The sequence below is a fragment of the Lysobacter sp. CFH 32150 genome (assembly GCF_022758295.1).
GTDB lineage: Bacteria > Pseudomonadota > Gammaproteobacteria > Xanthomonadales > Xanthomonadaceae > CFH-32150.
This window is the reverse complement of record NZ_JALDWJ010000004.1, coordinates 176,375-189,197: the sequence shown is the minus strand read 5'-3', so window position 1 is coordinate 189,197 and position 12,823 is coordinate 176,375. Positions and strand designations below refer to the sequence as shown.

Genomic DNA, 12,823 nt, shown 5'->3' with positions numbered 1-12,823 from the left:
GTTAGTCCCACCAAAGATAGACTGTGTTTGATTTTTCCATTTCTTTGGCCAGCACTGAAACCTCTCCGGTTCCCTGGTCAACTACATCTGGACAGAACTCGTAGACCTCTTTGGCGAAGGCCAACCAGTCGCCGGGTGGGTTGCGGAACTCCGCCTCGAGCCAGTCCTGGCCAGCGCCAACCAACTTCAGTCCGTACTTTGCGTCCCACCGCTTGTAACGCTCCATCACCTTCGAATGATCCAGGTCGTGGTTGATGCCGTCGGTGCGGACGATTGCCAGATAGCCATAGTCATCGCGCTTTACGACAGCCACTTTGTCCGGGCCGGTTCCAAAAGCGTCATCGAGCAGATAGGCGCGATACGGCGTTCCAGCCAATCGATCCCGCATCTCGGCCAATGCAACGCGGCCACGCTTCGGCCTTGTGTTCACGACGATGCCATCCGCCGGGGCTTCGTGGTAATCCGGCGTAACTGCTGTGAGTCGCTCGATCGAAACGCCGGAAGATTTTGCTTTCGCTGCCATGCCACGTTCCATTTTTACCGTAGCGATCAAGGCTTCCTCCTGCGGAGAAAGCTCTGATCCTGTTACGTTGCAACCCACCATGAGTGCAAGGGTTAGCAAGAGGATTGGTTTGACGAACATATGACACCTGCCCTGATGAGCCAGACGGAATGTGCCTGAGACGCTGGACTAGTCCATCTACTTCAGCACCGGTCGTTCACAACGCGTCGCGTGTCTCACCAGCGTCGCAATGCACGAAGTTCACCGCCACGCCATGCGCCTGCAGCACCGCCGCAAACTGTCGCTGCCGCGCCTGGAACAACTCGAACTGCCGCTCGAGCTTCTCGCATTCGACCCCTGCCTGCGGCGCATAGCGCGCGCGCCAGGCTTGCGGCGTGAACAACGCGATCCGGACTTCGCATTCGAAGTAATGCAGCAGTGGTTCCGGGAGCGCGTCCAGCCATTCCTCATGCCCGGGAGCGAGCAGCGCGGCCTCGAGGATCGGCCATAGCGGAGCAAGGCCGGCGTGTTCGTACTGCATCGCCATCAGCGCAGCGAGGTCGTGCACGGTGAGGTAGCGCGCGTGCTCGACGCGCAAGCCGAACGCTTCCTGCGCCGCTAGGGCGGTGGCCGCGCCGGCCATGCCGCGTTCCATCAGGTCGCGCTCGAGGACATCGCCGACGCGCGCCACCACCGCGGCCTCCCCGCCAAGCACGAAAGGCACCAGTCGCAACGGGCCGCCGGCATGGTCAAGCGAGGGCGTCAACGTGCCGGGCAGGCGGGTGTCGTGGGCACCGAAGGCGATGACGCGCGCTTCGGAAGCCCCCGGTGCACGCGCTGCCAGTTGATTCAGTTCATGGTGCAGCGGCCAGCCCGGGCGCAACAGTTCGACCGCGTCGTAATGCGCGCCGACCATGACCAGCTCCAGGCCCGCGGCCTCCGGCGCGAAGCCGGCGAGATCGTGCGCGATCAAGGTCGCCAGCGCGCCGGCTTCGGCCTGCGCCAGCGTGTCGCGCGCGACGTCGCTGCCGGGCGCGAGTTCCAGCGCCAATGCGCCCAGTACATGCATGGTCGAATCGGTCATCGCTACCTGTGATTGGCCATACACGCGGCCGGAGCTACACTGCAGCGCATTATGCCCGCCGCGCCGCGGCGGATTGCGCTCCGCGAGGTGTTCGATGCTGCAAGGCCGTCCCGTCGCCGTGCTCGGCGGCGTCCGCATTCCATTCTGCCGACAGAACACCGCCTACGCCGACGTCGGCAACCTCGGCATGTCGGTACGCACGCTCGGCGCGCTGGTCGAGAAGTTCGGCCTGCACGGCCAGCAACTCGGCGAAGTGGCGATGGGTGCGGTGATCAAACACAGCAGCGACTGGAACCTTGGCCGTGAAGCGACGTTGTCCTCGGGTCTGTCACCGCTGACGCCCGGCATCACCCTGCAGCGCGCCTGCGGCACGGGGCTCGATTCGATCATCGCCATCGCCAACAAGATCGCCACCGGGCAGATCGAGGTCGGCATCGGCGGCGGCAGCGATACGACATCCGACGTGCCGATCGTGTACGGACAGAAACTGCGCCGGCGCCTGCTCGCCGCGGCGATGGCGAAGACGACCAAGGACAAGCTGCTGGCGTTCAAGGGCTTCCATCCGCGCGAACTCAAGCCGGATTTTCCCGGCGTCGCCGAGCCACGCACCGGCAAGTCGATGGGCGACCACTGCGAGGACATGGCCAAGCAGTGGAACATTTCGCGCGATTCGCAGGACGAGCTCGCCGTTGCTTCGCACCACAAGCTGGCCGCGGCCTATGAGCGCGGCTTCTTCAACGATCTCGTCGTCAGCTTCCGCGGCGTGTCGCGCGACAACATCCTGCGCGCGGACACCTCGATCGAGAAACTGGCGACGCTGAAACCCGCGTTCGACAGGACCTCCGGCCGCGGCACGCTCACCGCCGGCAACTCGACACCGCTGACCGATGGCGCTTCCGCCTGCCTGGTCGCATCGGACGAGTGGGCGCAGAAGCACGGCCATGAAGTGCTGTGCCACATCCGCGACGCGCACGTCGCCGCGGTCGATTTCGTCCATGGCGAAGGCCTGCTGATGGCACCGACCATCGCCGTGCCGGAGATGCTCAAGCGCAATGGCCTCACGCTGCAGGATTTCGACATCTACGAAATCCACGAAGCCTTCGCCGCACAGGTGCTGTGCACGTTGCGGGCATGGGAAAGCGAGGAGTACTGCAAGACGCGCCTCGGCCTCGATGCGCCGCTGGGCCGCATCGACCCGGCCAGAATCAATCCGAATGGTTCGTCGCTGGCCGCGGGCCATCCGTTCGCCGCAACCGGCGCACGCATCGTCGCGACTGCAGCGAAAGAGCTGAAAGAACGTGGCGGCGGCCGCTGCCTGGTGTCGATCTGCACCGCCGGCGGCATGGGTGTGGTGGCGATCCTCGAACGCTGAGGACCGTCATCCGTTTTCGCTGGAGCGTTTAGTCCGCGCCCAGCTCGCTCGTCGCTGGCGGTAACGCCACCTCGCGTTCCGCACCCGCCGACGCCGGTGTCCGCGCAAAGCGCCACGCCACCAACAGGGCAGCCAGCAACAATGCACCCGCCAACAGGAACGGCGCCCCAGGTGCATGCATCGGTGCGCGTGGGGTGATGAACAGCGCGAACACGCTGGTGTAGATCGCTGGCCCCGCGATGCCGGCGAGGCTGACCAGGCTACTCAACGCCCCCTGGATGCGACCCTGCACTTCGGGACCGACTTGGCGCGTCACCAGCGCCTGCGTGGCCGGCATCGAGAACGCCCAGATGGCCATGATCGGAATGCCGGCCAGGAACCACGCGCCGGTCGGTGCGAGGCCATAAATCGCGAACCCCACGATGCCGCACGACAAGCCGATCATCAGCGTGCGCCGCTCGCCCCACGCCGCAACGGCGCGCTTCACCAGCAGCACGTTGACGATCACGCTGCAGATGCCGACCATGCCGAGCACGTAGCCGACCATCTGCAAGCCCCAGTGATAGCGGTAATCCGCATACAGCACGAACACGCTGGGGTAGACGTAGTGCGCGAGGTTGATCAGCAGCACCACCGCGGCGAGGCCGAACACCTGCGGATAACGCTTGAGCAGTTTCAGCGAACCGAGCGGATTGGCATGCGCCCAGTCGAAGCGGTGCGTGCGATGTTCCGGCGCCAGCGATTCCGGCAGCACGAACCAGCCGTAGGCGAAGTTGCACAGCGCCAGCAGCGCCGCGCCCCAGAACGGCCAGCGCAGGTCGATCGCGCCGAGTTGCGCGCCGACGACCGGGCCAACGATGAAGCCGAGCCCGAACGCCGCGCCGATCATGCCGAACGCCTGTGCACGCTTGTCCGGCGGCGTGACGTCAGCGATGTAGGCGTTCGCGGTGGTGAAGCTGGCCGAGGTCAGCGCGGAAATCATCCGGCCGACGAACAACCACGGCAGCGAATTCGCCACCGCCATGAAGATGAAGTCGACGCCGAGCCCGAGGCACGACAACAGGATCACGGGCCGCCGGCCGAAGCGGTCGGACAACGTGCCCTGGATCGGTGCGCACACGAACTGCACCAGCGCGAACATCGTGCCGAACACGCCGACCCAGTACGCGGCCTTGGCGGTATCGCCACCCACGAACTGCTTCACCAGGTGCGGCAGCACCGGGATGATCAGTCCGAACGCGAGGATGTCGATCAGGACAGTGACGAAGATGAAGATCAGCGCGGCTTTGCGCGCGCCGTGGGGGACGGGTTCGGTCACGGGGATGGCTGATTGAATGCGAGTTCGAAGTGTAGCGCGTGCTTGAAAGCAACTAGGGCTTCAGCTCTAAAAATAGTTTCATTTTCAACCGCTTAACCGATCAAAAAGCAATTTGCGGCAGCGCACAAACTGTGGTCTAGTCGAGTCATCCCAAGGATGACGGCAGGCCGGACCGCGCAAGCGAACCGCGTTGCCCCGTCCCTGCGTTCCGCAGTTTTTCAACAGAGAAACGACGATGGAGACAGACCAGCGACTGCAACCCGGGCTCTACAACCCGCGCGATGAGCGCGACGCCTGCGGTTTTGGCTTGATTGCACAACTCGACGACACGCCCAGCCGCGTCATCGTCGATCGCGCGATCTCGGCGCTGGTCCGCATGACCCATCGCGGCGGCATCGCCGCCGACGGTCTCAGCGGCGACGGCTGCGGTTTGCTGATCCGCGCGCCGGATGCATGGCTGCGTGCGCTGGCCACGGAAGCAAAGATCGCGCTAGGTGCGCGCTATGCCGCAGGCCTGGTGTTCCTCCCGCACGACGATGAGGCCGCCGCACAAGTGCGCGCAGGTTTCGCACAGGCCTTGCGTGAAGTGAAGCTGGCCGCGGCCGGGTGGCGCGTGGTGCCGGTGGATCCCAGCGCGTGCGGCGTGCGCGCAAAACAATCCATGCCGCGGATCGAACAGTTGTTCGTGGTGCCGGCGGTCGACATCGACGGCGAGCGGCCGGAGCCGGCCGCGTTCCAGCATGCGCTGTACCTGGCCCGACGCCGTGCCGAACAACGGCTGCAGCACATCGATGATTTCTACGTCGTCAGCCTCGCCGCCCACGCGATCGGCTACAAGGGCATGGTGCTGCCGGACCGGCTCGCGCAGTTCTACCCCGACCTGCAGCGCCCGGAACTCACCAGCAGCGCGGTCGTCTTCCACCAGCGCTTCTCCACCAACAGCGCGCCGCGCTGGCCGCTGGCGCAGCCGTTCCGGTTCCTGGCGCACAACGGCGAGATCAACACCATCGCCGGCAATCGCGCCTGGGCGCAGGCACGCGCGCAGGTATGGCATACACCGGAACTGGACCTCGCCGAATTCGACCCGGTGATCAGCGTCGAAGGTTCCGATTCGCAATCGCTCGACAACATGCTGGAGCTGATGCAAGCCGGCGGCATGGACCTGCTGAAGGCGATGCGCATCCTGATTCCGCCGGCGACGCAATCGCTGGAATACAAGGACGCCGACCTCGCCGCGTTCTACGAGTACTACGCGCTCAACACCGAGCCGTGGGACGGACCGGCCGGCATCGTTACCGCCGATACGCGCTACGCCGCGTGCACGCTGGACCGCAACGGCCTGCGCCCGGCGCGCTGGCTGCGCACGCGCGACCGGCATTTCCTGATCGCCTCAGAAGCCGGCGTGTGGGACGAACCCGAAGCCAACATCGACGCCAAGGGCAAGCTCGGGCCCGGCGAGATGATCGCGGTCGACCTCGAACGCGGCGAACTGCTCGACAGCGAGGCGATCGACGCGATCAACCGCGCGCGCGCGCCATACAAGCGCTGGCTCAAGCAGGGCATGACCTACCTGCACAGCGAACTGATCGATCCCAGCCTCGCCGCCGAGCCGTTCGATCACGAAACGCTGGTCCGCTACCAGAAACTGTTCCAGCTCAGCCGCGAGGAACGCGAGCAGGTGCTGCGTCCGCTCGCGGAGACCGAGCAGGAAGCGGTCGGCTCGATGGGCGACGACGTGCCGATGGCAGTGCTGTCGCAACAGGTGCGGCCGCTGTACGACTGCTTCCGCCAGGCCTTCGCCCAGGTCACCAATCCGCCGATCGATCCGCTACGCGAAGACTGCGTGATGTCGCTGGCCACGCAGATCGGCCGCGAGGGCAATGTCTTCGACGATGGCCCGCACAACGTGCGCCACGTGCTGCTCAACTCACCGGTGTTCTCGCAACGCAAACTGCGGCAGCTGCTGGCGACGACGCCGTTCGACACGACGCATCGGCTGATCGACCTCAACTTCGATGCCGACACCGGCATGCAGGCCGCACTCGACCGCGTCTGCGCCGAAGCCGAGGCCGCCGCGCGCGAGGGCTGCCTGATATTGCTGCTCAGCGACCGCTACCCGCGACGCGAATGCCTGATGCTGCATGCGCTGCTCGCCACCGGCGCAGTGCACCACCACCTGTTGCGTACGGGACTGCGTTGCGACGTGAACCTGGTCGTCGAGACCGGTACCGCCCGCGATCCGCACCACGTCGCCTGCCTGATCGGTTTCGGGGCGACCGCGGTGTATCCGTACCTCGCCTACCAGACCCTGCACGATCTCGGCGTGCGCGGGATCCTGCAGACCAAGCACGGCGAAGTCGCGCAGATCGGCCGCAGCTACCGGCGCGGCGTGAAGAAGGGCCTGCTCAAGATCATCTCGAAGATGGGCATCAGCACCATCGGCAGCTATCGCGGCGCGCAGCTGTTCGAGATCGTCGGGTTGGATCGCGAAGTAGTCGACAAGTGTTTCGCCGGTACGCCGTCGCGCATCGGCGGCGCGGGCTTCGCTGCCCTGCAGGCCGACGCGGCGCATCTGGCCAGGTCGGCGTGGAATGCGAACGCGCTGCCGGAAATCGGCGGCTTGTTGAAGTACGTGTCGGGTGGCGAATACCACCAGTTCAATCCCGACGTGGTCGCGACGCTGCAGCGTGCGGTCGCCTCCGGCGATTACGCCGATTGGCAGGCGTACGCGGCTGCGGTCAACGAACGCCCCATGGCGGCGCTGCGCGACCTGCTCGACCTCGATACGTCGCAGATCGCTGCCATCCCCCTCGACGAAGTCGAACCGATCGAAGCCATCGTGCGCCGCTTCGACAGCGCCGCGATGAGCCTGGGCGCGTTGTCGCCGGAAGCGCACGAAGCACTGGCAATGGCGATGAACCGCCTCGGCGGCCGCAGCAATTCCGGCGAGGGCGGTGAAGACCCGGCGCGCTATCGCAGCGACAAGGTCTCGAAGATCAAGCAGATCGCCTCCGGCCGCTTCGGCGTCACGCCCGAATACCTGGTCAACGCCGAAGTGCTGCAGATCAAGGTCGCGCAGGGTGCCAAGCCGGGTGAGGGCGGTCAGCTGCCTGGCCACAAGGTCAACGCGCTGATCGCGCGGCTGCGTTACGCGATGCCCGGCATCGGCCTGATCTCGCCGCCGCCGCATCACGACATCTATTCGATCGAAGACCTGGCGCAGCTGATCTTCGACCTGAAGCAGGTGAATCCGCAGGCGCTGGTGTCTGTGAAGCTGGTCTCGCACGCGGGCGTCGGCACGATCGCCACCGGCGTGGTCAAGGCCGGCGCCGATCTCGTGACCATCTCCGGCCACGACGGCGGTACCGGGGCGAGTCCGCTGTCGTCGATCCGTTACGCCGGCACGCCGTGGGAACTGGGTTTGTCGGAAACGCGGCAGGCGCTGCTCGCCAACGACCTGCGCGAACGCGTGATCGTGCAGACCGACGGCGGTTTGAAGAGCGGCCTCGATGTGGTCAAGGCCGCGTTGCTCGGCGCCGAGAGTTTCGGCTTCGGCACCGCGCCGATGATCGCGCTCGGCTGCAAGTACCTGCGCATCTGCCACTTGAACAATTGCGCCACCGGCGTGGCGACGCAGGACGAGGCGCTGCGCCGCGATCATTTCACCGGTTTGCCGGAGCGCGCGGAGAACTTCTTCAAGTTGCTGGCGGAAGAAGTGCGGCACCACCTCGCCGCACTCGGCGTGCGTTCGCTGGGCGAGATCGTCGGGCGCACCGATCTGCTGAAGCAGGTCGAAGGTGATAGCGCGCGGCAACAACGGCTCGACCTGTCGCCGCTGCTCGCCAGCGACGGCCTGGCGCATGGCGGTCATTGCGGCACGCCGGCATTGGCGGTCGCACCGACGGGCCTGGCCGCGCAACTCGACACCCAGCTTGCCGACGTCATCGCGCACAAGCGCGGCGGCGAATTCGAGTACCCGATCCGCAACACCGACCGCAGCATCGGCGCGCGCCTGTCGGGCGCGATCGCGCGCGCACATGGCGATCGCGGCATGGCCGATACGCCGATCACGCTGCGCTTCCATGGCAGCGCCGGACAAAGCTTCGGCGCGTTCCAGGCCGGCGGCCTGAACTTCGAACTGATCGGCGAAGCCAACGACTACGTCGGCAAGGGCATGGCCGGCGGCCGCATCGTGCTGCGACCGTCACCGGAAGCGCGTTATGCGGCGAACGAAACGCCGATCCTCGGCAACACCTGCCTGTACGGCGCCACCGGCGGCGAGTTGTACGCGTCCGGCCGCGCCGGCGAACGCTTCGCAGTGCGCAATTCCGGCGCGACCGCGGTGGTCGAAGGTGTCGGCGACCACTGCTGCGAATACATGACCGGCGGCGTGGTCGCGGTGCTCGGCCGCACCGGCCTGAACTTCGGCGCCGGCTTCACCGGCGGCATGGCCTACGTGCTCGATCTCGACCGCGATTTCGTCGATCGCTACAACCACGAACTGATCGACCTGCTGCGCATCGTCGGCGACGGATTCGAAAACCACCGCTCGCACCTGCGCGACCTGCTCGAGACCCACGCCGCGCTCACCGGCAGCGTTTGGGCGCAGCGCATCCTCGAGGAAATGCGCGATTTCCTCGGCAAGTTCTGGCTGGTGAAACCGAAAGCGGCGAGTCTGGAACTGCTGGCCGAGAATCTCAGGAGGGCCGCATGAGTTCGATCCACTGCATCCGCCCTTGCTGGTCATTCCCGCGAATGACGGTTTCGAGGGACATCGCGTGAGCAAGCCCATGGACAAGAAACCCCTGATCGGCAAGCCCGCCTTCCTGTTCCGCGAACAACCGCGGCAGATGCCGCCGCGCATTCCGCTGGCGCTGCGCCAGGACGGCGACTGGAGCGAGTTGTACGGCCGTTTCGATCACGCCGAAGCCAAGCACCAGGCCGGACGCTGCCTCGATTGCGGCAATCCGTACTGCTCGTGGAAATGCCCGCTGCACAACTACATCCCGCAATGGTTGGAACTCGCGCGCCAGGGCCGTGTGCACGAAGCCGCGGCGCTATGCCACGAAACCAATCCACTGCCGGAAATCTGCGGCCGGGTCTGCCCGCAGGATCGCCTGTGCGAGGGCAGCTGCACGCTCAACGACGGTTTCGGCGCGGTCACCATCGGTGCGATCGAGAAGTACATCGTCGATGCCGCGCTCGCGGACGGCTGGAAACCCGACTTGTCGTCGGTGGTGTCGACCGGCAAGCGCGTGGCGGTGATCGGTGCGGGACCGGCCGGCTTGTCGTGCGCGGATCGCCTCGCCCGTGCGGGCGTGCACGCGACCGTGTTCGATCGCTACGAAGCGATCGGTGGCCTGCTGCATTTCGGCATCCCCAGTTTCAAGCTCGACAAATCGGTGATGGTGGCGCGGCGCGAAGTGCTCGACGACATGGGCGTGGAGTTCCGTCTCGGCGTCGAGATCGGGCGCGATATCGACCTCGATACGCTGCTCGCCGACTTCGATGCGGTGTTCCTCGGCATCGGCAGCTATCGCTATACCGATGGCGGCTTGCCGGGACAGGACCTGGCCAACGTGCTGCCGGCACTGCCGTTCCTGGTACAGAACGGCCGCATCGTCAGCGGCCTGCATCCCGAAGGCGCGCCGATCGCCGGTTGGGAAGACCACATCGCGTTGCCCGATCTGAAAGGCAAGCGCGTGGTGGTGCTCGGTGGCGGCGACACCGGCATGGACTGCGTGCGCAGTGCGGTGCGCCTGGGTGCGGCCCGCGTCAGCTGCGTGTATCGCCGCGACGAGGCCAACATGCCGGGCTCCGCACGCGAAGTGGCGAATGCACGCGAGGAAGGCGTGCAGTTCCTGTTCAATCGACAACCGCTGGCGTTGCTCGGCGACGAATCCGTCGAAGGCGTGCGCGTGGCCGATACCGTCCTCGGCGAACCCGATGCGCGCGGACGGCAACGCGCCGAGATCGTGCCTGGCAGCGAATCGGTGCTGGCGGCGGACGTGGTGATCATCGCGTTCGGCTTCCAGCCCGATCCGCCGGAGTGGCTGGCGGCGCACGGCATCGAACTGGAACGCGACGGCCGCATCCGCGTGCTGGCACAACCGCAAGCCGGCTGCGCATCGCGGCGCGGGGCGACAACAACGGCCTTGCCGTTCCAGACCACCCACCCGCGCGTGTTTGCGGGCGGTGACGGTGTGCGTGGCGCGGACCTGGTCGTGACCGCGGCGTACGAAGGCCGCGAGGCGGCGGCGGGGATCGTGAAGCTGCTGTGCGGGTGACCCCCGCATAAGGCGCGAAGCCCTGGTATTGCGAGGCTTGCCGACCGTTCGTCGGCACGGTTTCCAATGCCTGTCCGTTGCCGCGGGGACACGGCGTTGTTCCTCCGTCGCCCCCGGGACAACCCCCCGTGCGCTACCGCGCTTTCCTCAGCTATAGCCATGCCGACGCCCATTGGGCGCGCTGGTTACTGCGCCGCCTGGAGGGCTACCGGGTGCCGTCGCGGCTGGTCGGTACGCCCGGTATCGATGGCCCGATTCCTGCAAGGCTGGGCGCGATGTTCCGCGATCGCGACGAGCTGCCCAGCGCCGGCGACCTGAGCACGACGATCCGCAGCGCGCTCGACGACTCCGCGACGCTGGTGGTGATCTGTTCGCCCGCGGCGGCGCAGTCGCAATGGGTGAATGCCGAAGTCGAAGCGTTCCGCAGCAGCGGCCGCGGTGCGCGCGTGCTGTGCTTCGTGGTCGCAGGTGACCCCACCAGTCGCGGCTCCGGCAAGCACGATCCCGCACTCGGTTGTTTTCCGCCGGCACTGCTGCAGGCCGACGCCAACGGCGTGCAGCGCGAGCCGTTGGCCGCGGATGCACGCCGCGAGGGCGACGGCCGCGAACGCGCGTTCCTGAAACTGGTCGCAGGCCTGCTCGGGGTCGGCTACGACACGCTGGCGCAACGCGAAGCCCAGCGCCGCAACCGCAAGCTGGTGATGGTCGCGGCCGCGTCGCTGGCGGGCATGGCGATCGCGCTGGCACTGGCGGCGACCGCTTACGTCGCGCGCAATGATGCGCAGCGCCGGCAGGCGCAGGCCGAGGACATCCTCGGCTTCATGCTCGGCGACCTGCGCGAGAAACTGACCACCGTCGGCCGGCTCGACCTGATGCGTGCGGTCGACAACAAGGCCACCACGTATTTCGCCACGCTCGATCCGCGCGACCTCAGCGACCGGGCACTGGAGGAACAGGCGCGCTCACTCACCGGCATCGGCCAGGTGCGACTGGACGAAGGCAGCCACGACGCAGCGATGACCGCGTTCCGCGAGGCGCATGCGCGCAGCACTGCGTTGCGCGAGCGCCAGCCGGCCAACGGGCAACGCTTGTTCGACCTGGCGCAGGCCGAGTACTGGATCGGTTACGTCGCCCTGCAACAGGGCCGCTACGACGACGCCGAGGCGTGGCTGCGCAAGTACCGCGATAGCGCGATCGCGCTGGCGGCGATGGATCGGGACAACTTCGGCTGGCAGAAGGAAGTCGCCTATGGCCACCAGAACCTGGCGGTGATGGATGAGAAGCGCGGGCGCTATGCCAAGGCTGAGGAGGCGATGCGCGAGGTGCTGGCCTTGTATCGCATCTGGACCAGGCAGCGACCAACGGACACCGCGTTGCAATTCGAGGCCGCCAACGCCACGTCCTGGCTGGGAACGCTAGCCATGCGGCAGGGCAAGCTGCGTGATGCAGAAGCGCTATTTGCCGAAGAGGTGCGCGGTATTGCTGGCAACCGCAGCGCCGAACCCAGAAACGCACGCTGGAAGAAGGAATCGGCCGAAGCGCTGGCCCTGTTGGCCGATGCGCAGACACAACGTGGGCGGTGGACCGAAGCTCGCGCCAGCGTGCGCGATGCAGGTGCACTCACCGAGGCACTGTCGAGGCAGGATCCCAGTAACCGCAAATGGCAGGTCAGTCTGGGGCTCTGCCGCCTGTGGCAGGCACAGCTCGATGCCGGCCCAGCCCCGGCTGCAGCGGCAACGAATGCGCATGCAGCGGAAACGCTGCTCGCCGCAGCACACGCGGCCGAACCCAAGGACCAGCGCGTGCAGCGCGGACTCGCCGATGCCCACAACCTGCTCGCACAACTGGCGTTGGCACGCGGCGATGCGGCAACGGCGCGCGCGCAGCTGGCGCGTGCGCGCGCCCTGCTCGAGCCGGAAGGACAGACACAGCCGGGTCCGTTGAACATCACGCACGTCAACACGCTGCTGCTTGAGGGTGAAGCGGCGCAACTGGCAGGCGACGACACCGTGGCAGCTGCCTCGTGGAACCGCGCGCGGCAATTACTGCTGGCGAACGCCGCCGATCCGCTGCCGTTCGTGCGACTCGATCCGCTCGTGCGCGCGCTGCGCCACCTCGGTGACAACGACCAGGCACAGCGGTATCACCAGCGCCTCGACGCTGCCGGCTATGTGCCACTGCGGCCCTGGCCTGCATCGACGGCGGTGGCCACGCGATGACGCACGACCTGTGATTGGACCGGCGGGCTGGCACCCGCTTC

The 12,823-nt window shown here is 66.6% G+C and carries 7 protein-coding genes; 4 read left to right on the top strand and 3 right to left on the bottom strand.

From position 1 onward, the window contains the following. Position 1: 1 nt before the first annotated feature. Together MO486_RS08970 and MO486_RS08965 are read right to left on the bottom strand one after the other, a co-directional pair. On the bottom strand, positions 2-643 hold the full coding sequence (locus tag MO486_RS08970; RefSeq protein ID WP_242906458.1) for a DUF4253 domain-containing protein: 642 nt from the start codon (positions 641-643) through the stop codon (positions 2-4). Between the two features lie 76 nt (positions 644-719). Then, positions 720-1,586 (bottom strand): hypothetical protein, encoded by an 867-nt coding sequence (locus tag MO486_RS08965; RefSeq protein WP_242906457.1) that lies wholly within the window; start codon positions 1,584-1,586, stop codon positions 720-722. A gap of 94 nt (positions 1,587-1,680) precedes the next feature. On the opposite strand from MO486_RS08965, the gene MO486_RS08960 reads away from it, so the two are divergent. Further along, positions 1,681-2,958 carry an acetyl-CoA C-acetyltransferase gene (locus MO486_RS08960; RefSeq protein ID WP_242906456.1) on the top strand — a complete coding sequence of 426 codons (1,278 nt, stop codon included), beginning with the start codon at positions 1,681-1,683 and terminating at the stop codon, positions 2,956-2,958. A gap of 28 nt (positions 2,959-2,986) precedes the next feature. Here MO486_RS08960 and MO486_RS08955 read toward each other — a convergent pair whose 3' ends face one another. Then, positions 2,987-4,282, bottom strand: a complete 1,296-nt coding sequence (locus MO486_RS08955) for a TCR/Tet family MFS transporter (RefSeq protein ID WP_242906711.1) — start codon at positions 4,280-4,282, stop codon at positions 2,987-2,989. Positions 4,283-4,511: 229 nt separating this feature from the next. Here MO486_RS08955 and gltB point away from each other — a divergent pair, with 229 nt between their 5' ends. The 3 genes from gltB to MO486_RS08940 all read left to right on the top strand — a co-directional run bounded on the left by gltB (position 4,512) and on the right by MO486_RS08940 (position 12,782). Continuing rightward, positions 4,512-8,990: a glutamate synthase large subunit gene (gene gltB / locus MO486_RS08950; RefSeq protein WP_242906455.1), complete on the top strand. Its 4,479-nt coding sequence runs from the start codon at positions 4,512-4,514 to the stop codon at positions 8,988-8,990. 91 nt (positions 8,991-9,081) lie between these two features. Continuing rightward, a complete protein-coding gene (locus MO486_RS08945; protein ID WP_255746577.1) occupies positions 9,082-10,563 on the top strand; it encodes an FAD-dependent oxidoreductase in 1,482 nt (493 codons plus the stop codon). Positions 10,564-10,691: 128 nt separating this feature from the next. Continuing rightward, positions 10,692-12,782, top strand: coding sequence for a TIR domain-containing protein (locus tag MO486_RS08940; RefSeq protein ID WP_242906454.1), 2,091 nt, complete (start codon positions 10,692-10,694; stop codon positions 12,780-12,782). Positions 12,783-12,823 lie beyond the last annotated feature (41 nt).